This window comes from Streptomyces sp. A 4/2 (assembly GCF_940670765.1).
GTDB lineage: Bacteria > Actinomycetota > Actinomycetes > Streptomycetales > Streptomycetaceae > Streptomyces.
Genome location: NZ_CALNVW010000062.1, coordinates 47,490 through 68,667, shown reverse-complemented (window position 1 = coordinate 68,667; position 21,178 = coordinate 47,490). Strand labels below are relative to the sequence as shown.

Annotated in this window: 17 protein-coding genes; 9 read left to right on the top strand and 8 right to left on the bottom strand. The window is 72.6% G+C overall.

Features of this window, described 5'->3' with window-relative positions; all coding sequences use genetic code 11:
• Positions 1-146: 146 nt before the first annotated feature.
• The 3 genes from NBY69_RS36240 to NBY69_RS36230 all read right to left on the bottom strand — a co-directional run bounded on the left by NBY69_RS36240 (position 147) and on the right by NBY69_RS36230 (position 7,734).
• A complete protein-coding gene (locus NBY69_RS36240; protein ID WP_250306535.1) occupies positions 147-4,955 on the bottom strand; it encodes a hypothetical protein in 4,809 nt (1,602 codons plus the stop codon).
• A 120-nt stretch (positions 4,956-5,075) separates the two neighbouring features.
• Positions 5,076-5,984: a hypothetical protein gene (locus NBY69_RS36235; RefSeq protein WP_250306557.1), complete on the bottom strand. Its 909-nt coding sequence runs from the start codon at positions 5,982-5,984 to the stop codon at positions 5,076-5,078.
• 223 nt (positions 5,985-6,207) lie between these two features.
• A complete protein-coding gene (locus NBY69_RS36230; RefSeq protein ID WP_250306534.1) occupies positions 6,208-7,734 on the bottom strand; it encodes a hypothetical protein in 1,527 nt (508 codons plus the stop codon).
• A 116-nt stretch (positions 7,735-7,850) separates the two neighbouring features.
• Here NBY69_RS36230 and NBY69_RS36225 point away from each other — a divergent pair, with 116 nt between their 5' ends.
• The 3 genes from NBY69_RS36225 to NBY69_RS36215 are packed head-to-tail and all read left to right on the top strand — an operon-like array spanning position 7,851 to position 10,122.
• Positions 7,851-8,624 (top strand): LamB/YcsF family protein, encoded by a 774-nt coding sequence (locus NBY69_RS36225; protein WP_374211380.1) that lies wholly within the window; start codon positions 7,851-7,853, stop codon positions 8,622-8,624.
• Positions 8,621-9,241 (top strand): allophanate hydrolase subunit 1, encoded by a 621-nt coding sequence (locus tag NBY69_RS36220; protein WP_250306533.1) that lies wholly within the window; start codon positions 8,621-8,623, stop codon positions 9,239-9,241. Before NBY69_RS36225 ends, NBY69_RS36220 begins: the two co-directional genes overlap by 4 nt.
• Positions 9,238-10,122 carry a biotin-dependent carboxyltransferase family protein gene (locus NBY69_RS36215; protein ID WP_250306532.1) on the top strand — a complete coding sequence of 295 codons (885 nt, stop codon included), beginning with the start codon at positions 9,238-9,240 and terminating at the stop codon, positions 10,120-10,122. Before NBY69_RS36220 ends, NBY69_RS36215 begins: the two co-directional genes overlap by 4 nt.
• A 49-nt stretch (positions 10,123-10,171) precedes the next feature.
• Here the strand turns inward: NBY69_RS36215 and NBY69_RS36210 are convergent, their stop codons facing one another.
• Both NBY69_RS36210 and NBY69_RS36205 read right to left on the bottom strand, forming a co-directional pair.
• Positions 10,172-11,590, bottom strand: a complete 1,419-nt coding sequence (locus NBY69_RS36210; protein WP_250306531.1) for a HEAT repeat domain-containing protein — start codon at positions 11,588-11,590, stop codon at positions 10,172-10,174.
• 199 nt (positions 11,591-11,789) lie between these two features.
• The gene (locus NBY69_RS36205) at positions 11,790-12,182 is read right to left on the bottom strand and encodes an ankyrin repeat domain-containing protein (protein ID WP_250306530.1); all 393 of its coding nucleotides are present in this window, start codon (positions 12,180-12,182) and stop codon (positions 11,790-11,792) included.
• Between the two features lie 225 nt (positions 12,183-12,407).
• On the opposite strand from NBY69_RS36205, the gene NBY69_RS36200 reads away from it, so the two are divergent.
• Positions 12,408-12,602, top strand: coding sequence for a hypothetical protein (locus NBY69_RS36200; protein ID WP_250306529.1), 195 nt, complete (start codon positions 12,408-12,410; stop codon positions 12,600-12,602).
• A gap of 37 nt (positions 12,603-12,639) precedes the next feature.
• The gene (locus tag NBY69_RS36195; RefSeq protein ID WP_250306528.1) at positions 12,640-14,247 is read left to right on the top strand and encodes an ATP-binding protein; all 1,608 of its coding nucleotides are present in this window, start codon (positions 12,640-12,642) and stop codon (positions 14,245-14,247) included.
• A gap of 7 nt (positions 14,248-14,254) precedes the next feature.
• Here NBY69_RS36195 and NBY69_RS36190 read toward each other — a convergent pair whose 3' ends face one another.
• Entirely contained in the window at positions 14,255-15,754 is a 1,500-nt protein-coding gene (locus NBY69_RS36190; protein ID WP_250306527.1) for a PLP-dependent aminotransferase family protein, read from the bottom strand.
• Positions 15,755-15,880: 126 nt separating this feature from the next.
• Between NBY69_RS36190 and NBY69_RS36185 the strand changes: the two genes are divergently transcribed.
• From NBY69_RS36185 to NBY69_RS36170, 4 genes are all read left to right on the top strand, one after another.
• Positions 15,881-16,504, top strand: coding sequence for a YitT family protein (locus tag NBY69_RS36185; protein WP_250306555.1), 624 nt, complete (start codon positions 15,881-15,883; stop codon positions 16,502-16,504).
• On the top strand, positions 16,501-17,265 hold the full coding sequence (locus tag NBY69_RS36180) for a glycerophosphodiester phosphodiesterase (RefSeq protein ID WP_250306526.1): 765 nt from the start codon (positions 16,501-16,503) through the stop codon (positions 17,263-17,265). Before NBY69_RS36185 ends, NBY69_RS36180 begins: the two co-directional genes overlap by 4 nt.
• A 17-nt stretch (positions 17,266-17,282) precedes the next feature.
• Positions 17,283-18,632 (top strand): MFS transporter, encoded by a 1,350-nt coding sequence (locus NBY69_RS36175; RefSeq protein ID WP_250306525.1) that lies wholly within the window; start codon positions 17,283-17,285, stop codon positions 18,630-18,632.
• 255 nt (positions 18,633-18,887) lie between these two features.
• On the top strand, positions 18,888-19,262 hold the full coding sequence (locus NBY69_RS36170; RefSeq protein WP_161311542.1) for an RNA polymerase-binding protein RbpA: 375 nt from the start codon (positions 18,888-18,890) through the stop codon (positions 19,260-19,262).
• Between the two features lie 160 nt (positions 19,263-19,422).
• Here the strand turns inward: NBY69_RS36170 and fxsA are convergent, their stop codons facing one another.
• Complete coding sequence (gene fxsA, locus NBY69_RS36165; RefSeq protein ID WP_250306524.1) at positions 19,423-19,992, bottom strand: FxsA family membrane protein; 570 nt, start codon at positions 19,990-19,992, stop codon at positions 19,423-19,425.
• A gap of 46 nt (positions 19,993-20,038) precedes the next feature.
• Positions 20,039-20,806, bottom strand: coding sequence for a polyprenol monophosphomannose synthase (locus tag NBY69_RS36160; protein WP_250306523.1), 768 nt, complete (start codon positions 20,804-20,806; stop codon positions 20,039-20,041).
• Positions 20,807-21,178 lie beyond the last annotated feature (372 nt).

The following is a 21,178-nucleotide window of genomic DNA, read 5'->3' as shown; positions in this document are numbered from 1 at the left end:
TCCGAGCCCAAGTCCGAACCCGGTATGTCCGAGCCCGGCAGGTCCTGGTCCGGCAGCTTCGCCCCGCTGTCTTGAGTCCTCGGCCCCTGAGGCGTACGGATTCTCGGGCGGCGCGGCCCCGGGCCCGCGCCCCAGGGCGCCCGCCGCTACTCCCGCACGGGTACGCCCGCCGGGGCCCGGTCGATGGCGTCCGGGGTCTGCTCGGTGGCCGCCGGGGTCCGCTTGAACATCCGGGTCGCGGTGATCTCGCCGTGCACCTGCTCCCCGCCGGGGTCCTGCTGGGGCAGTCCGGGCCGCAGATGCTCCTCCACGCTGATGTACTTCAGCCCGGCCCGCAGGTCCGCGTCGTTGCGCAACCTGATCACCAGGGGGAATTCAGCGAGCGCGGTGGTGTCGAACAGGCCCGTCGTGTAGAGCAGTTGGACGCCGAGGGCGTCGGATACCGCCCGCTGGAGCTCCAGCAGATAGGTGGCGTTCGCCCGGCCGATCGGGTTGTCGAGGAAGAGCGTGCCCGCGTGCCGGTGCTTGTCGCGACCCCGGTCGTTGCTGCGCAGCGCGGCCATCGTGCAGTACAGGGCGATGGCGGCGGTGAGCAGCTGGCCGCCGGAGAAGACATCGCCCATCTGCCCGACCGGGACGCGCTCCGCGCGCAGCACCGCGTCGGGCTTGAGGATCTCGACAGCCACGCCCTTGGGTTCGAGCGCCGCGTGGACTCCGCGCAGCAGCAGTGACATCCCGTCCCTGCGCAGGTCGGAGTTCTTCTTCAGCGCTGCCCTGGTCGCCTCGTCGATGACCTCGCCCAGCCGTTCCGCGAGAGTGGCCTGGTCGGGCTCGTCGAAGCGGATCCGCAGGAACTCCTGGCCGGACCACTCGCCCAGCCCCTCGGGCAGCTGGGAGAGCCGCTGTGCCGAGCGGAGGGTGGTGAGTGCGGATTCGACCAGCCCGCGCAGCCGGTCCACGATCGAGTCGCGGTTGCGCTCCAGCTGTTCCAGCTCGTCGGTGAGCACCCGGAGCCGGGGGGCGAAGGCCGCCGCCCACTTCGCGGCGTGCTCGGGCAGCGCGGAGGCGGGCAGTTCACGGATCTGCTGGCGCGCCGGGGTGCGGACCTGTTCGTAGCGGGTCGCGTTGGCGTGCCGTACGAGAACGTCGCTCGCCTCACGCACGGCGGACTCGGCGCCGGAGAGGTCACCGGCGCAGCCGCGCAGTGAGCGGCGGGCCTCGGCCGCCGACCGGCGGGCCTCCTCCAGCGTGCCGGGGAACGGCTCGGGGGTCGCGTTCTCCGTGGCCGCCGGGCCCGCCGCGCCCTCGTCGTCGCGGTGCGGGTCGCGGAGCAGGTCCCTCAGCAGGGCCGCGGCCTCGTCGAAGCCGCCTGCGGCATCCTCCGACGCCCGGTGGGCGTGCAGCAGCTCGGCGTGGGCCGCGCGCGAGGCCTCCAACGCATCGGTACCGGCGGCCAGTTCGGCGGTTGCGGTACGCAGCAGGGCCTGTGCGGCGTCCGCGTCCGCGGGCACCCGCTCAGCGGGCAGCGCCGTGTGGGTCTCGGTACCGTCCGCCGGTGCGAGCCGCTCGGCCTCGCCGCGCAGCCTGCCCAGCTGCTCGCTGGCGGCCGACGCCCGCGACTCCAGCATCTGGACGAGGGACTCGGCGCGGGCCGCCGCGGCCTGCCGGGAGGGGCCGTCCGCGCCGTCGGTGGATTCGAGGAGCTGGGCGGCGCGGGTGCGGACCTTGTTGCTGAGCCGGTCGAGTTCGGTGCGGGCCGCGCTCTCGTCGCTCTCCGCCCTGGCCTGTTCGGCGCGCAGGTCCGCTCCGACGCCGACCTTCTCGTACAGCTGGGAGGCGGCGCGGTAGGCCTCGCGCAGGTCGGGCAGTGCGGGGCGCGGGGTGTCCGGGTCCGGTTCGGGGAGGTCCTCGGGCACCCCGGCGATCTCGGCCCGCTCGGCGCGCAGCGCGCGGGCGGTGCGGTGCGCGTCGTCGGCGGCGCGCTGCGCCGCCCTGCGGTCCTCGTCGGCGGCCCTGGCCCGCTCCAGGCAGGTCGCTGCCCGGGTCTCCGACTCGGCTGCCTCGTCGGCCAGTTCGCGCAGGGTGACCTGCCAGCCCGCCCGTTCACGGAGCCGGAAGGCGAGTCCGGCGAGGGCGTCGGCCACCCGGCGGGCGCGCTGTGCGACGTCCTGCCGTTCGTCCCGCTCCCGCGCCGCGTCGGCTGCCGCCTCGTCGGCCTCCGCGCGGGCCGTACGCGCCTCTTCGAGTTCCGTCCCCGCGGTCCCGGCCGCCTCCTCGGCAGCGCTCGCCGCGGCGGCCAGTTCCGCGAGCGTTCCCGGCGGGCAGTCCGCACGCCAGGATCCGAGCCGGGCGGCCAGCGTGCGGTCGCCGCCGAGCCGGGCGGCCAGTCGGCGGATCTCCTCGTCGCGGTCGCCCGCGCGGGTACGCAGTGCCTGGCGTTCCTCGTCGGCGGCGTGCTCGTCGTGCATGGCCGGGTTCGGCGGCACGAGGAAGATGTCGCTCCCGGTCCCCGACGGTCCCGGTCCCGGAACGGGCGCCAGCAGGGCGGCAGCGGTACCGACCGCGACGGCGGAGCGCGGCAGCAGGGCCGCTCCGGTGAGTGCTTCGCGGGCCCTGGTGTGGGCGGCCGGGTCGGTGATGACCACGCCGTCGACCAGCTCGGGCCTGGTGGCCAGCACCGCTGCGTGGTCGGCGGGGTCCACCGCCTGGGCGAGATAGCGCCAGCCGGGCAGTGCGGGGATGCCGTGCTCGCCGAGGAATTCGACGGTGGCCAGCACATCGGGTCCCGGGGGCAGCAGCCCGCCGTCGCCGAGTGCGCCGAGGATGCGGGCGTCGTCGGCGGCGGCGGTGCGCAGCTCGAAGAGCTGCCGCTCGGCCGAGGTGACACCGCGGTCGAGCAGCGCCTGGAGCTCTTCCGCGTTGCGGTCCAGTTCCTCGGCGGTGAGCGAACCCCGGGTGAGCGTACGGGCGGAGCTTTCGGTCCTGTCGTCGGCAGCGCCCTGGGCCGCGCCGCCGGCGGCACCTGCGGGCGGGTCCTCGGCCGTGCCCGCGCGGTCCTGCTGCGGGGTCCCGGCGCCGCTGCGGGGGCCCGGCAGGCCCACGGCCGCCGTGCCGGGGAGACTCAGCAGTTCGGCGAGGCGGTACTCCGAGGCGATGGACCCGGCCTCGCGCAGTTCCGCCGCGTAGGCACGCTCGGTGGCCTGCGCGGCGTCCGCCGCTCGGGCTGCGGCGAGCTCGGCGCGGGCTTCGTCGGCGGCGGCCTCCTTGGCCTGCTGGGCCGTGGTGCGGGCCTGTTCGCGGGCGCTGTCCCACGCGGCGACCGCGGACTTCTCCGCGTCGCTGGCAGCCAGTGCGGCGCGCGCCGGGTCGGCGTCGGGTGCGGTGTCGTCGAGCCAGCCCGCGCGGACGGCTTCGGCGGTCTCCTGGCCGACCTCGGTGAGGCGCTGGCGCAGATGTCCGGCCTCGCTGCGGGCACGCTGTGCTTCGGTGGCCGCTGCCGTGGCGTCGCGGTGCGCGGCCTCGCCCGCCTCCTGGAGTGCGGCGGCGCGCTCCTCCTCCTCGTTCGCGCGCCGCTCGCCGGCCTCGGCGGCCGTGCGCAGCGCCCGGACGAGGTCGGCTGCGGCCGTGCCCCGGGCGGCCAGTGCGGGCGCCGCGTCCCGTTCGGCCTCACGGATGGCTACGGCGACGCGCGCGGAACGGTCGGCCGCCGCACGGTGACGCAGTACGGCCTCGGCTGCCTGCCAGGCCGAGTGGAACGTCCGCGCGTCGGCCAGTTCCCTGCGCTGCGCCGCCGCGGACTTCTCGGCGACGGCGAGTGCCAGGGAGGCGTGCCGGTAGGCGAGTTCGGCGGCGATCAGCGCGCTGCGTCCCCTGACCTCCTCGGCCTCGGTGACGGTGTGGGCGGCGGAGGTGACCTGCTGGGCCAGGTCGGCGGCCCGGCCGCGTTCCTGGGCGGCGCGCGCGGAGAGCCTGCGGGCGAGCGTGCGGGTACGGCGCTCGGCGCCCGCGTGGATGTCCCGGGACCGCGACCTGGCTTCGGCGGCTTCGACGATCCGGCCGAGCAGATCGGCGGAGCCCGCGGTGAAGTCCCGTTCGGCGGTGAGCTCCGCGCGGCGGCCGAGTTTGTTGCCGAAGCCGGCGACGAGGTCGGCCAGGCCGTCCGTGTCACGGGTGTCGGTGACGGCCCGCAGCAGCAGGTCCGTGAAGTCGGAGTCCTTCTTCACCGCGAAGAGACCGGCCGCCTCCCCCTCGTCGGCGTTCATCTCACGCTGGTAGCGGAAGAGTTCGGGGTCGAGGCCCAGGTCACCGAGGTGTTCGTTCCAGCGGTCGTGGATCTCTTCCCACTGCACGTCCAGATGCGGATACGCCTTGCCCGCTTCGGTGATCGCGTCGCGGAAGCCCTTCATGGTCCGGCGGCGGCCCCGGGCCCCCGACACACCTTCCACCGGCGGACGTACGGCGGTGGATTCGGCGACCGGGAGGGAGTCGAGACTCAGGCCGGGCCCCGGCCTGAACGAGTACCAGGCCTCGGCGAACTTGCGCGGGTCGTTGGAGACCTGCCGCCCCCGCCACTCGCTGGCCTTGCCGACCACGACGAGCTCGCCGGTGAGGGTGTGCTGCCACTCCAGGGCGACATGGCCGCAGTCGTCGGCGAGGAGGAATTTACGCAGCACACCGGAGCTGGCCCCGCCCAGTGTGTTGCGGTGGCCGGGCAGCATCACCGAGAAGATCAGCTTCAGCAGGACGGACTTGCCGCCGCCGTTCTCCAGGAAGAGGACCCCGGCCGGAGCCGGCCGGCGCGGCGGACCGACCGGCTCCGCCTCGAAGAACTCCGCCTGCATCGGGGCCGGGCTGGGCACGGGAGAGCCCACTCCCCGCAGGTCGAGCACGGTGTCGGCGTAGCGCGCACCGGCAGGTCCGATGGAGTAGAGGCGGACCCGGGACAGCTCGTACATGGCGGCGGACTCTCGTCGTTGTCAGGGAGAAGGGAGATCAGGCGGTATCGGTCAGGAACAGTCAGGCAGCAGTGCAAGTGGGGCAGTTGGCGTTCGGGGCGGTTTCGGGTCGGTGAGCGGTCAGGTGTGGAAGGGCAGGCCGGCGTCGGCGGCCAGTTCGAGGTCGTCCGCCTCGGACGGCGGCACGAGTGTCGCCGTGCCGTCGCCCACCGGTACGACCCCCAGCTCCAGCAGCTCGGCCATGGCGGCACTGCCCGCCATGTCGCGTACCTGGAGCTGATAGCGGGCAGTGGTGCGGTACGCGCCTCCGGCGTCGTCACCGGTGCGCTGGAGGAATCCCGATTCCGTGAGGAAGACGACGGCCTTGGCCACGATTCCGGTGGTGGAACCCGCCAGTCGTCTGGCGTCCTTGGTGGCGCCGGTGGAGCTGCGCCGGGCATAGATGCGCCAGGCCGCTTCGAGGCCAGGTGCCTCGGTGGCCGGGTCGCTGTTCTCGCCCTGCTCCTCGGCGCGCTCTTCCAGACGGCGGCAGGCCTGACGGACGAACGCGTCGACGCCGTTGACCGTGATGCGGCCGATGTAGCCGTCGTCGGCGAGGTCTTCCGGACGCGGGAACGACATGGCGGCTACGGCCAGATGAGCCAGTCCGTGCAGAAAGCGGTCGGCCGAGTCGGCAGCCGCCCGGCGGGCGTAGTCACCCATCCGTACGGCGAAGACCGAGTCCTCGCCCGCGGCGACGGCCATTCCGGCGCGGGTCGAGACCTCCAGGACGACCAGCCCGAGTCCGGTGGCGATCGCGTCGGCGAGACGGGCGAAGGCCGGGGCTTCGCGGTAGCGGCGCAGCAGCTCCGCGTATTCGGCGTCGCGGGCGGGCAGCAGCTTGGGCTGCAGGCCGAAGGCGACCAGCCGCGCCGCGTCGGCGGCATCGGCCGGGGTCACCGCGGAACCGGCCGCGGCGGCGGACGGTGTGGCGCTGTCGGCCTGGTCCGGCTCGCTCCACGCGGTGTACTCGGCGTGGGTCTCGCTCACGGCTGCGGCTCCTGGGTCGGTACGCGCGAGGGTGTCCCGCACGCGGTGGATGCGGTGGATGCGGTGGATGCGGATGCGGTCGGTGCATACGAAGTCGGTACGTACGGGGTGGCTGCGCACGGGACGGGTCCGTACGCGGTCGGTACGCAGCCGGTCGGTGTCCGGGCCGGTGCCGGTGCCGGTGCCGGTGTCGTCCGGCCGGGCACCGGTCGTGGCTCGGCCCTCATCCCGCCTCCGTACGGCCCGCGGCCATTCCGACCGTGTCGAGCAGCGCCGTACCGACGATCAGGTCGGCGCCGCCGAACTCCGGGTCGTCCAGCTCGGTCCCGTCGTCCACGGCGAAGAGCAGCCGCTGCTCTCCCTGCCGATAGGCCGTGCCGACCGGCGGGCTCGCCGCGTGGATGGCCAGCAGGGCGACCAGGTACGGCAGTTCTGGATCACGGCGCCGGGCGTCGGCCAGCAGCCCGGAGAGCCGTCGGGGGGCGTCGTGCTCCAGGTCGAGCAGCTCCGTCGCACCGGCCAGCTGCTCCTCGCTGAACCGGCTGTCGTCCGGGGTCGCGATGAGATCGGGCTCGGGCATCTCCACGCCGAGGTGCTCCCGTTCCGCCGGCGGGGTCAGCAGGATGTCGACCAGGTCCCCGACCCGTACCGATACGGGTGTACGCAGTCCGGTGCCGCGCGCGAAGAAGGCGTCCGTGACCCGGATGGCCTGCTCCAGCGGCAACGGCAGCACGGGGGCCACCAGCTGTCCGTACAGATCCAGTCCCGCGCTCGCCGTCGGGGCGGCGAAGGCCTGCCGGTCCTGCTCCGCGCGGAAGAGCGGTCCCGCCTCCAGGAGCCGGGACTGGAGCTGGGTGTGGCGGCGGATGCAGTCCTTGACTATGTCCACGAGCTCGGCGGCGCGCCGTTTGTTCTCCGGCTCCTCCGCCTCGTCCCTGGCCTTGCGGATGTTGGTGAGGATCGCGTTCTCGTGGCGGTAGCGGTCGGCGACGTGGTCGAGCGCCTCGTCGATCATGTCCGGGACGGCCTTGAGCCAGTCGACCGCGCGGACGTTGCGCCGGGTCGCCTCCAGGGTCCTGCGCAGCGTCTCCGCGTACTGCACGGTCCGGTACCTGGCCTGCTCGGCGGCGAGCTGCGCGTCCGCGAGCCTGCCCCGGCTGATGAGCACTTCGAGCTTCACCTCGGCGGCGATCTGCGCGCTGGTCACATCGGTGTCGAGGGCGCCCACCAGGACATTGACCGCCTCGTCGGTGGTGCGCAGGTAGACCGTCCCGCCGTGTCCGGGGACCTCCTCGACAAGTTTGAAGTCGTAGTCCCGCCGGACATAGGCGCCGTCGGGGCCGAAAGTGCCGTAGACCGCGCGGAACCCCCGGTCCACGCTGCCGACGTTGATCAGGTTCTCCAGCACCCAGCGGGCCACCCGCTCGTGTTCCTCCGCCGGGCGGTGCGGTGCCTGGGCCGCGACGCGCGGGAGCAGCCTGGCCACTATCTGGTCGTGGTCGGCCCCGGTGTCGAAGTCCATGTTGAGCGTGACCAGATCGATGGCGGCCAGCGCGACCTCCGCCATCGCGTAGACCGTGAACTCACCGGCCAGATTGGCCTTGCGCACGTCGAGATCGTGCAGCGGCGCGGTGCACGCGAGCGCGCGCAGCCGCCGCGCGAGCCCTTCGTCGGCGGCCGGGCCCGGTGCGGGCCGCGGCCCCGCGCTGAGCTGGGGCGGAACGAATTCCGTCGAGGCAGGCGAAGTCACGCTGCACAGATTAGGTCCTCGCACCGACAACGGTCGAAACGGCGCGGATGGGACGGCTGCTCCAGGGGGCCCGCACGGCCGGCGACAGCTAGGCTGCTGCCCCCGGAGGGAGCCGTATGACCGCGACCGCCATGACCACGATCGACCTGAACGCCGACCTCGGCGAGGGGTTCGGCCGCTGGACACTCACCGACGACGAGGCGCTGCTCTCCGTCGTCACCAGTGCCAATGTCGCCTGTGGCTTCCACGCCGGTGACCCCTCGACGATGCGCCGCGTCTGCGAGCTCGCCGCCGCACGCGGAGTACGGATCGGGGCCCAGGTCTCGTACCGGGACCTGGCCGGCTTCGGGCGGCGCGCGATGGACGTACCGTCGCGTGAACTCTCCGACGAAGTGGCCTACCAGATCGGCGCGTTGGAGGTGTTCGCGCGGGCCGCCGGAGCCTGGGTGGCCTACGTCAAGCCGCACGGCGCGCTCTACAACCGCACCGTCCACGACGAGGAGCAGGCCGCTGCGGTCGTCGAGGGCGTACGGCTCGCCGGGGGCGGCCTGCCGGTGCTCGGACTGCCCGGGTCACGGCTGCTGGAGGCCGCCGGTGACGCGGGGCTCGTGCCGGTTCAGGAGGCGTTCGCCGATCGCGCGTACACCGCGCAGGCCACGCTCGTTCCGCGCACCCGGCCCGACGCCGTGGTGCACGACCCGGAGGCGGTGGTCGCCCGTGCCCTCTCCATGGCGCGCGACCACTCGGTGTCCGCGGTCACCGGCGAGCGGCTCGTCGTCGACGCCCGTTCGCTCTGTCTGCACGGCGACACCCCCGGGGCCGCGGAACTGGCACTACGGGTCCGCCGTGAACTGCTCGCCGCGGGCGTGGTCCTGGAGCCCTTCGCGTGAGGACGCTCCCGGTGGGAGAGCGCGCCCTGCTGATCGAGCTGGACTCGGCGCAGGAGACGGAGGCGTTCCACGCGGAGCTGCTGCGCCGTCGCGCGGCGGGCGAACTGCCCGGGGTACGGGAGATCGTGCCTGCCGCCCGGACCGTACTGCTGGACGGTCTGGAGCGGCCGGCAGCGCTCGCCGCGCAGCTCGTCACCTGGACCGTGCCTCCCCTGGCACCGTCACCGGAGGCCGGGGTCGACATTCCGGTGCGCTACGACGGCCCGGACCTGGCGGAGGTCGCGCGCCGTTGGGACGTGGAGCCCGCCGAGGTGCCGCGTATCGTCGGCGGGCTCGAATTCCGGGTCGCCTTCTGCGGGTTCGTCCCCGGCTTCGGCTATCTGACCGGGCTGCCCGACCGGCTGCGGCTGCCGCGCCGCGCCACACCGCGCACCAGTGTTCCGGCCGGATCGGTCGCCCTCGCCGACACGTACGCGGGTGTCTACCCGCGCTCCTCCCCCGGCGGCTGGCAGCTGATCGGATCCACCGACGCGGTCCTGTGGGACCCGGCCCGCGAGCCTGCGGCCCTGCTGGTCCCCGGCACGCGGGTGCGGTTCACCGGGGAGGACCTCGCATGAGCCTGGAGGTCGTACGCCCGGGAGCGCTCACGACCGTTCAGGACCTCGGGCGTCCGGGTTACGCGCATCTCGGCGTGCCGCACTCGGGCGCGCTCGACAGGGCCGCGCACCGGCTGGCGAATCTGCTCACCGGCAACGCGCCGGAGGCTGCCACCCTGGAGACCACGCTCGACGGGACCGCGGTACGGGCCACCGCCGACGTCACCGCGGCCGTGACCGGGGCTCCTTGTCCGGTACGGATCGACGGCCGTCCTGCTGCCTGGGGCGCGCCCGTGCTGGTGCCGTCCGGCGCGGTCCTCGATGTGGGCCGGGCGGTCGGCGGGGTACGCAGCTATGTGGCGTTCGGCGGCGGAATCGCCGTGGAGCCGGTGCTCGGCAGCCGTTCGACCGACCTGCTCTCCGGGCTCGGGCCCGCGCCGCTGGAAACCGGCCGGAGACTGCCGCTGGGGCGGGCGGGCGCGCTGCCCGGCGGGGTGGATGCCCTGCCGCTCCCGGCTCCCCCGGCCGAACTGGTGCTGCCCCTCATCCTCGGCCCGCGCGCCGACCGGGTCACCGAGGCCGCGCTCCGGGGCCTGCCGGGGGCCGTCTACCGGGTGTCGGTGGCGAGCAACCGCATCGGGCTGCGCACCGAGGGGCCGCCGCTGGAGCGCTCCGGCGATACCGAACTGCCCAGCGAGGGCATGGTCCTGGGGGCTGTGCAGGTGCCGCCGGACGGGCTGCCGGTGATCTTCCTCGCGGACCATCCGGTCACCGGCGGCTACCCGGTGATCGGAGTGGTGCCGGAGGACCGGCTCGGGGCCGCGGCGCAGGCCGTGCCCGGAACTCCGCTGGTCCTCCTGCCGGTTGCGGGGCGGTCCGCCGGCGCTCCGTACGAGCCGTGAGCGCGCGGCGCGTACCGGCCGCGGTGGCGGAAGCCGCCGCACCCGCCCGTCAGTGAGCGGTCCCTTCGGTGCCGATCCTGCTGCGTACAGCGGTCTGCACCTCGGCCTCCTCGGCGGGGTCCGCCGCCAGCCGCCGGAGGCGGTCGACGACCCGGATGTCACCGGTCTCGGCGTGCAGGGCGGCCACTTCCCGGGTCGTCTCCTCGCAGTCCCAGAGACATTCGACGGCGAAGCCCGCGCCGAAGGACGGATCGGTCGCGGCCAGTGCGCGGGCCGCGCTGCCGCGCAGATGCGACGAGGTGGTCTCGCGGTACACATGGCGCAGTACGGGCGCGGCGCAGGCGATGCCGAGCCGGCCGGCCCCGTCGACGAGCTTCCAGAGCGGCGGCGCGTCGGGCCCGTCGGCCCGGACGGTCTCCCGGAGAGCGCCGAGGACCAGCTGGGTGTCCCGTACCCCGCCGCGGCAGGCGAGCACCCCCGAGGCGGCGGAGCCCAGTGCGTCGGGCCGCTGCACCCAGCTGCGTGCCCGGTCGACCGCTTCCTCGCCGCACATCCGCTCGAAGGCGGCGACGGCCGCTTCACCGACGGTACGGGAGGGGCTGTCCACGGCGGCCTCGATGAGGTCCAGCACAGCCGGGTCCCGTGCTTCGGCGAGATAGTGCAGCGCGGCGCAGCGCGCACCGTCCGTACCGCTCCGTGCGGCCTCGACGATCGTGGCCCGGTCCCCGGGGCCGGCCACGGCGGTCAGGCAGCGGGCGGCCGGCAGGTGCAGTTCGGTGCCGCGGTCGAGGCCCTGCTGGGCCCATTCGAAGACGGCGTGCACGCTCCAGCCGGGCCGGGGACCGGTGGGGCGCATCTGCCGTTGCCAGCGGCCGAACGACCCCTGTTCCCCGGCGGTCCGGACGCGGGCGCCGACCGTCTCGCGCGGGTCGTCGGCCCACAGCCGCCAGGGCCGGGGTTCGTAGGCGTCGCGTACCGCCGCCGCCAGTTCGGCCTCGCCCTGCGGGGTGGCGGGGAACCGGCCGAGTACCGGCTCGGCCAGGGTGCGCAGTCCCGCGTCGTCGTCACGCAGCGCGAGTTCGTCGAGCGCCCAGGCCCAGTTGGCCCCGGTCGCCGCGTACCGCCGCAGGAGCGCGAGGGCGTCCGCCCTGTCGTACGAGGCGAGGTGGCCCAGGACGGCGAGCGCGAGCCCGGTCCTGGTGTCCTCGGTGACGATGTGGTCGTCGGCCAGGAAGAGGTGCTGCTCGATCTCGTCGAGCCCGCCGTCGAGATCGAGATAGAGACGTGCGTAGTAGAGCGAGCGGTTCTCGACCTGCCAGTCGTGGCGGGGGTCGCTCAGTACGCAGTGGTCCAGGGCAGCGAGTGCTTCCTTGCGCGGTGCGGCGAGCGCGTGCAGCGTGCCGTCACCACGGCCCCTCTGGAGGAGACCGAGCAAGGTGCCGCTCGGCGCTATGACTGGATCGATCATGGAAGAAGCCTCACATCAAGCTGTAGACGCGACCGGGAACGTGGATTACCTGGCCGCGCAACAACATGTCCGGCCGCCCGTTGTCTTCTGCTCGGTGCAGTCCATCTTCCTCTGCCTCTCGTCGGTGGCCCGATATGGACCCGCGACGTCATGATGACCCAGTCATTTCGCCACCGCGACCACATTTACGACAGCCCGTTCAGCGGGTGCCGAACAGCTCCACCAGCTCTGTCTTCCCAAACATCCGCGCGGTATCCATCGCTGACGGGGTGCCTGCGGCCGGGTCGGCGCCACCGGCGAGCAGGGCGCGGATCACCGCGTCCTCACCCTTGAAGACCGCCCCGGCCAGTGGGGTCTGGCCACGGTCGTTGGCGCGATCGGCGTCGGCGCCCCGTGCGATGAGGGCCTCCACCACCGGGGCGTGGCCGTGGTAGGCGGCAAGCATGACGAGCGTGTCCCCGCGGTCGTTGGTGAGATTCGCCGGCACGCCCGCGTCGACGTACGCGGCCAGCGCTTCGACCTCTCCCTGCCGGGCCAGGTCGAAGACCTTCGTCGCCAGTTCGACCACCTCGGGGTCCGGAGCCTCGCTCATCACGCGTACCGCCTTCCACACCGTTGACCTCGGGGTACGGCATGACAGCCGTACGAGTGAACCGACAGGGTACTGCCCGGCGGTTCCAGCTCGACGCGCAAGTCGATGTACGCCAGTCCAGTGAAAATGAGGATAATTCACCCATTTGCACCTTTTATCGCATAGATACTTTCTGTGAATCTGGAAGAACTCATGGTGACTGTCCCCCCAACCAGGAGAACACTCATGATCCTTTCCATGTCCGGCGTGGTACTGCTCGGAATCATCGTCTTCCTCTTCTTCCGGAAGGACGGACTCAAGGCGTCCCACGGACTCGTCTGCGCCCTCTTCGGCTTCTATCTCGCCGGGACGGCCATCGCCCCGAGCATCACGGCAGGCGGCGCAAGCCTCGCCAGCATGCTGGGCGGAATCAAGTTCTGACCCTCAGTAACCGCTCTCATCGACCCAGGAGACAGATGTGGCCCGGCGACCGCTCCCCCGCATTCTGAGCAGCAGCAGCGCATCGATCACCCGCAGCCGCGAGATCGCGCGGACGGCCGCCGACAGTGCCACCGATGTCCTCCATCCGCTGATCACCATCGGGCGCGGCCTGCGCAGGCTGGCCTCGACGGGGCGCCGACGGTGGGCCGCGACGCCCAAGGACCGGCGCGGTCCCGTGCTGTTCCTGGTGGCGGCCTGCGTCCTGGTGGTCGCGCTCATCCCGTACGGGCCGCTGCTCGCCCTGATCACGGTGATGGCCGCGGCTGCCTGGAAGGGGCACGAGCGGGCAGCGGTGAAGACCGGGCCCGACGAGGCGGAGACCGCCAGGCTCCAGGCGCTGTACGAGGCCCTGGTGCCGTACTTCTCGGTACCGGACGACCCGGCTCCGCTCTTCGCCCACGGGGGCGAGTGGGACGCCGTGTTCAGTGACTACGCGTTCGACGACGACGGGCGGCTCACCGCGCTGCACGTCAGGTACCCGGCGCACTTCACCGATGGGGAAGCCGCGTCCCGCACCCGGATCGAGCAGTTGCTGCACGCCAAGTCCGGTCGCGGACGCGAGTACCACTTCGACTGGGACGAGGAGGGCAACCGGCTCGCGATGAGCGTGCTGCCCGCCCTGTCCACCTCGATCGCGGCGCAGCCCTTCGTCACCTCCCCCGGCGAGACGGTGCTGGGTTTCACGGACGCGGGCTCGGTGCAGCGCACCGTGCCGGTCCGGTCGGGCGAGGAGAGAAGTGACGCGCCGCCGGTCGTCTGGCGGACCGGAGGCCGTTCGACGGAGCCCCATCTACTGGTCGTGGGCGAGCCGGGCAGCGGAACCACCACCCTGCTGCGCTCCATCGCACTCCAGACCCTCCGGTACGGCGACGTGGTCGTCATCGAGGGCAGCGGCACGGGCGAGTACGCCTGCCTCACCGGACGTACGGGAGTTCTCGCCGTCGAATGCGGGCTGGCGGGCGCCCTGGCCACCCTGGAGTGGGCGGCGCACGAGACCGAGCGCCGACTGATCGCCGCGAACCGCGCGAGGCAGTCCGGGCATCCCGCGCCCGCCGACACCCGGCGCCCGCTGTGGATCCTGTTCGACCGGCCCGGCGTCCTCGGGCATCTGGCCGCGGCCGACGGCCGGACCGACCCCCAGGAACTGCTGCAGGTCCCCCTGCGGCACGGCCGGGCGGCCGGGGTCACGGTCGTCGTGGCCGAGCAGTTCGACACCCTGGACGCACTCACCGAGACCGTCCACCGGCACACCCGTGCCCGTGTGGTGCTCGGCTCCGCGACCCACACGCAGATCGAGGCCGTGCTCGGGGCCCCGCCGCACACCACACCGGCCCCCGGAACCCCGCCGGGCCGGGGCTACGCACGGCTGGGCTCCGGGTCCGTACTGCGGCTCCAGGTGCCGGCCACCCCCGACCCGTACGACGACGCGACCAGCGAGGCGCACCGCAAGGCCGTACTGGACCTGCTGCCCGGCCGCCAGGGCGTGGCCGGGGCGACGCCCGCTCCGGTGGACGCGGTCCCCGGTCCGGTGGAGGCCGAGCCCCGGCCGATGGAGGCGGCGGATCCGGTGGCGGCCGAGAACTGACCGGGGGTCAGGCCACGAAGGTCCGCGGGGTGTCGGCGCCGGTGCCCGCGCCCGTCTCGACCAGCCGCGCGGCAGCCGCCAGCCGCTGCGCCGCCTCCTCGGCCACCGGACCGCCGACCGTGAACGGCAGCCGGACGTACCCCTCGAAGGCCCCGTCCACCCCGAAACGGGGCCCCGAGGGAACCCGGACGCCCACCCGCTCGCCGACCTCGGCGAGCCGCGAGCCCGACAGCCCGCCCGTCCGCACCCAGAGCGTCAGCCCGCCGTGCGGGACCTCGAACTCCCAGCCGGGCAGTTCCCTGCGCACCGCGGCGACCAGCGCGTCGCGGTTCTCCCTGGCCTGAGTGCGGCGGATCCCGACGGCTTCCTCCCATCCCCCGGTGCTCATCAGCCAGTTGATGGCGAGTTGTTCCAGCACCGGGGTGCCCAGGTCGGCGTAGGCGCGCGCCGACACCAGGCTGCGGATCACGTCCGGCGCGGCCCGCACCCAGCCGATGCGCATGCCCGCCCAGAACGCCTTGCTCGCCGATCCCACGGTCAGCACCGTGCTGCCCGCCGGGTCGAAGGCGCAGACCGGGCGCGGCATCTCGGTGTCCTCGTCCAGGCGCAGTTCGGTCATGGTCTCGTCGACGACCAGGACGGTCCCCGCCGAGCGTGCGGCGTCCACCAGCCCGCGCCGCTGGTCCTCGTCGGCCAGCGCGCCGGTGGGGTTGTGGAAGTCCGCCACGACGTAGGCGAGCCGGGGAGCGGCGTCGCGCAGCACCTGCCGCCACCGGGGCAGGTCCCAGCCGCTCAGCCCTTCCGCCATCGCGACGGGGACCAGCCGCGCACCGGCCTCGCGCATGAGCTGGAGGATGTTGGCGTACGACGGCGATTCGACGGCGATGCGTTCACCGCGCCCGGCGAAGAGGTGGCAGATGGCGTCCATGGCCCCCATCGCGCCGGTGGTCACCATGATCTGCTCGGGCATCGTCGGGATGCCGCACCCGGTGTAGCGGTCGGCGAGCTTCTGCCGCAGCGCGGGCAGGCCTGCCGGGTAGTCGCCGTGGGTGTGCGCGTACGGCGCCAGCTCACCCAGCGCGCCCTGGACCGCGCGGGTGAGCCAGGGCTCGGGGGCCGGGAGCGCGGCGGTGCCCAGGTCGATCATCGAGCCGAGGGCCTCGGGCGGCAGTGGTTCGAGGCCCCGGGCGGGCAGCGGGTTGCCGGCCGGAACCGCGGTCCAGCTGCCCGCGCCCCTGCGGGATTCCAGGAAGCCCTCGGTGCGCAGCGCCTCGTACGCCGCGGCCACGGTCGTACGGCTGACCGCCAGGGCCACCGCCAGCTCCCGCTCCGCGGGCAGCCGCGCGGCCACCGGGACCCGGCCTTCGAGGACCAGCAGCCGGACGCCGTCGGCGAGTGCCCGGTAGGCGGGGGGCCTGCGGGTGCCCGGCCCGGCGGGCCGGGACTGCTGGGTGCTGAGCTGACGGGCGAGCTGAGCCGCACCCACCGCCGAAGTCCACTGCGCCATGGAATCCAGTCCACCTTCCTGGAATTGGCCATGGTTGGCTCTCAATTCCACGCCACAGAGTGTCATGCATCAGTCCACTACCACCACCACTCGGGGGAAATTTTGTCCAGGAATCTGATATTTCGACTGGTTCAGCTGTACGTCGGCCTGGCGTTGTACGGCGCGAGTTCGGCCCTGCTGGTCCGGGCGGGCCTCGGTCTGGAGCCCTGGGGCGTGCTGCACCAGGGCCTGGCGGAGCTGACCGGCCTGTCGATCGGCACCGTCTCCATCGCCGTCGGCGCGGTCGTCCTGCTGGTGTGGATCCCGCTCAGGCAGCGGCCGGGGCTCGGCACCGTCTCCAATGTCTTCGTCGTCGGCATCGCCATGGACGGTGTACTGGCCCTGGTCCCGGACGTGCACGGCCTCTTCGGCCGGGTCCCGCTGATGGCGGCCGGGATCCTGCTCAACGGCGCGGCCACCGGTCTCTACATCTCCGCCCGCTTCGGCCCCGGCCCGCGGGACGGCCTGATGACCGGGCTGCACCGGCTCACCGGGCGCTCGATCCGGATCGTGCGCACGGCCCTTGAGATCGCGGTCGTCGCCACCGGCTTCGCGCTGGGCGGGACGGTCGGCGTGGGCACGGTCGCGTACGCCCTGGCGATCGGACCGCTCGCCCAGGTCTTCCTGCGGATGTTCACCGCCCCGCCCCCCGGCGACGACACCGGTCCGGCAGCGGCGCGCGTCCCGGAGCGGGTGATACTGCCGGAGTGACTCGCACCCGACACCCCTATCTGGACCACGAGGGCCCGATCCCGTTCGCCCACCGCGGCGGCTCGGCGGACGGCCTGGAGAACACCGCCGCCGCCTTCGGGCGGGCGGCCCGCACCGGCTACCGCTACTTCGAGACCGACGTGCACACCACCTCGGACGGCCGGCTGGTCGCCTTTCACGACGCGACGCTGGACCGGGTCACGGACGCACGGGGCCGGATCGCCGAACTCCCCTGGAGCGAGGTGCGCCGGGCACGGGTGGCGGGCAGCGAACCCCTGCCGCTGTTCGCGGACCTGCTGGAGGAGTTCCCGGAAGCCCGCTGGAACGTCGACGTCAAGGCCGAGCGGGCGCTGGCCCCGCTGATCGAGCTGATCCGCCGGGCCGACGCCTGGGACCGGGTGTGCGTGGGCTCCTTCTCCGAGCGCCGGGTGACCCGGGCACGCCGTCTCGCGGGCCCCCGCCTCGCCACCTCGTACGGGGTGAGCGGCGTCCTGGCGCTGCGACTGCGCTCGTACGGGATCCCGGCCGCCCCGCGCGCGAGCGCCGTGTGCGCCCAGGTCCCCGAGTACCAGGGCCGGATCCGGGTGGTCGACCGCCGCTTCGTACGGGCCGCCCACGCCCGCGGCCTCCAGGTGCACGTCTGGACGGTCAACGATCCGGCGCGGATGGCGGCCCTCCTCGACCTCGGCGTGGATGGCATCATGACCGATCATCTCGAGTCACTGCGCACGGTTCTGACCGAGCGGGGGGCGTGGAACTGACGATCAGGGGGCGCGGGTTGAGCGCTGATACCGCGGTACGCACGGCTGGAGCGGCCGACCGCAGACGCGAGCAGCACGGCTGGTACTTCTACGACTTCGCGTGTTCGGTCTACTCGACGAGTGTGCTCACCGTCTTCCTCGGCCCGTACCTGACGTCGGTCGCCAAGGCGGCTGCGGACGCCGACGGATACGTCCATCCGCTGGGCGTCCCCCTGCGGGCCGGTTCGGTCTTCCCCTACACGGTTTCGGTGTCCGTCGTCGTCGCCGTGGTGCTGATGCCGCTGGCGGGCGCCGTCGCGGACCGTACCGGGCGCAAGAAGCCGCTGCTCGCGACGGCCGCGTACATCGGCGCCACCGCCACGGCCGGAATGTTCTTCCTGGACGGCCACCGCTATCTGCTGGGCGCGCTGCTGCTGATCGTGGCCAACTCCTCGCTGGCCGTGTCGATGGTGCTCTACAACGCCTTCCTCCCGCAGATAGCCGAACCGGACGAGCGCGACGCGGTCTCCTCGCGGGGCTGGGCCTTCGGATACACCTCCGGCGCCTTCGTCCTCGTCCTGGACCTGGTGCTGTATTCGGGTCACGCCCACTTCGGGATCCCGGAGTCCACCGCCGTACGGATCTGTCTGGCATCGGCCGGGGTCTGGTGGGGCGCGTTCACCCTCGTGCCGCTGCGCCGGCTGCGTGACCGGACGGCGACCACGGGCGGCGGGCGCGCCACGGTCGGCGCCGGGTGGCGGCAGCTGACGGCGACGCTCCGGGACATGCGCAGATATCCGCTGACGCTGTCGTTCCTGCTCGCGTACCTGGTCTACAACGACGGCATCCAGACGGTGATCTCGCAGGCCTCCGTGTACGGATCCGAGGAGCTGGGCCTCAGCCAGACCACGCTGATCACGGCCATCCTGCTGGTGCAGGTGCTGGCCGTGGCGGGCGCCCTGGGCATGGGCCGGCTGGCCAGGACGTACGGCGCCAAGCACACCGTCCTGGGCTCGCTCGCCGTCTGGACGCTGATCCTCGGGGCGGGGTACTTCCTGCCCCGAGGCGCACCGGTCTGGTTCTTCCTGCTGGCCGCGGCGATCGGGACGGTGCTCGGCGGGAGCCAGGCGCTGTCCCGCTCGCTGTTCTCGCACCTGGTGCCGCCGGGCAAGGAGGCCGAGTACTTCTCGGCGTACGAGATGAGCGACCGCGGACTGAGCTGGCTGGGACCTCTGGTGTTCGGGCTCGCGTACCAGCTGACCGGCAGTTACCGGGTGGCGATCATCTCATTGCTGATCTTCTTCGTACTGGGTTTCTTCCTGCTGGCGCGGGTACCTGTGAGGGAGGCCGTGACAGCGGCGGGAAACGCGGTACCGGACCGGGTTTAGGCATTGAAGTCAAAGGCCGGTAGTGTACGCCTTTGACTTACCAGGCGGACCGTTACTGCGTGATCATCAATCGAAAACGCAGGGTGACGTCTTTGACCAGATGTGACAAACAGGGCACTGGTGGGTACAACAAGGGGCGGCACGACGGGCGACGCATGACCCGCAACGGGAATCTTTACCGCCGACCGGACGTTGACCGGATGACGACGACAGCGACACCTGTCCTGTGGGCGACAAGCCCGGGAGGCACGATTCATGAGTGAGCGAGCTCTTCGCGGTACGCGCCTCGTGGTGACCAGCTACGAGACCGACCGCGGCATCGACCTGGCCCCGCGCCAGGCGGTGGAGTACGCATGCGAGAACGGACATCGCTTTGAGATGCCGTTCTCTGTAGAGGCGGACATTCCGCCGGAGTGGGAGTGCAAGGCGTGCGGCGCCCAAGCACTCCTGGTAGACGGGGACGGCCCTGAGGAGAAGAAGGGCAAGCCTGCGCGCACACACTGGGACATGCTCATGGAGCGGCGCACCCGCGAGGAGTTGGAGGAGGTGCTGGCCGAGAGGCTGGCCGTTCTCCGCTCCGGCGCCATGAACATTGCTGTGCATCCGCGGGACAGCCGCAAGTCCGCGTAACGCCCAGGCGTTTCGCGTACTGCTACAGCACGGACAAGAGCCACGGGCTCCGGCACACTTCAGGGTGTGCCGGAGCCCGTGGCTCTCCGTGTTGTACGCGTGGCCCGCTTCCGCCGGTACGGCGGGGCGGGCCACGGTTTTCGTCGCTACGACGGGCAGGTCACGGGGTGAGCGGCGGGCGCGGACCGTCGTCCTTGCGGGGCTCCGGCTCGTGGTCGTGGATGACTTCGCCCTGGACGACCTTGCCGTCCGGACGGTGCATCCGGGCCTGCTGGAAGGCGCCCCCGAGGGTGCCGGGCGCCGCCTTGTTCATCCGGCGCTCCAGGGAGCGCTCCGCGTACCGGCTCAGCAGTGAACGCACCGGCGGTACGAGCAGCACCAGCCCCACCACGTCGGTGATGGGTCCGGGCAGCATGATCAGCAGGCCGGCGAGCATCAGGAAGCCGTTCCCGTCGCTTCCCCGGTCCTTGGCGGGCTCCGCCCCCGACTGCTGCTGCTGAAGCGTCTCGGTCAGATTGCGGAAGGCCCGGCGCCCCGCCCGCTTGATGACGGCGGCGCCGAGCACGACGCCGCCGACCAGCAGGAAGAGCACCGTGAGTCCGCCCGCCGCGCCGGCCACCAGGATCAGCAGCCAGATTTCGAGTACCAGCCAGGCAGCGATGCCCAGCGGTACGTAGGTGCGCGCGCGGGAGCGCCTGGAAGCAGTCGGGGGCTGTGTGCCGGTCGTCATGCTCCCAGTGTGCCTGGCGGCACGCGCGGGCGGCGGACGGAGGGGTTCAGGAAGGCTGCCGTCCCAGCAGACGGCCGGCCCGGGAGCCGACGCCCCAGGCCGTCACCCGCCACAGCGCCTCGACGACGATGTCACGGCTCATCTTGGAGTCGCCGATCTCTCGCTCGACGAAAGTGATCGGAACTTCCACCACGTGGCAGCCCGCCTCGACGGCGCGGCGGGCGAGGTCCACCTGGAAGCAGTACCCCTGGGAGGACACCTCATCGAGTCCCAGCTCTTCGAGGGTCTCCTTGCGGAAGGCGCGGAAACCGCCGGTGACGTCGCGGATCGGTACGCCCAGAAGCAGCCGCGAGTACGTGCTGCCGCCGCGGGAGAGCATCTCGCGGGACTTGGGCCAGTTGACGACACGTCCGCCGGGCATCCACCGGGAGCCGAGCACCAGGTCGGCGCCCTTCAACGCGGTGAGCAGCCGGGGCAGTTCCTCGGGCTGGTGCGAACCGTCCGCGTCCATCTCCACCAGAACGCCGTACTCGTGCTCGATGCCCCAGCGGAAGCCTGCGAGATACGCGGCGCCGAGACCTTCCTTGCCCTGCCGGTGCAGCACGTGGACCTGGTGGTCCTCCGTGGCGATCTCGTCCACGATCTTTCCGGTGCCGTCCGGGCTGTTGTCGTCGGCGACCAGAATGTCCGCCTCCGGCACCGCGGCGCGCACCCGGGCAACGATCGGCTTGATGTTCTCGGCCTCGTTGTAGGTCGGAATGATGACCAAGGCCTTGCCGAGCGGACCGAAACGCCGCTCACCGCCGTCGTTCACTACTGCCCCTCACTGTGTCCCAACGCAGAGACATCACCCTATCGACCGCGCGGGCAGCGAATTGCAGCCGACTCGGTCGGTCGGACTGCCGCAGGAGGGAAGGAACTTCGGATCGGGGCCCGGTGTCCTTCGGGCCGACCTGGGGCCCGCTGGCTGCGGGTCGACCGAGAGCCGTTGTCTACTGAACGTCCGGGCCCCACCCGGGTCACACCTTCCGGCCGGGCGGAATCTCCCTCGCCCCCGAGGCGCGGGCGCTGAACCTGGCTCCCGGTGGCGGCGCACCTGCCGGCGCGCCGCCCCATGACCCAGCGGCGTTCGACGACTGCGTGGAGGTTTCCCGGTCGGACGTCCTGTGGTGGACTCGGCCGAACC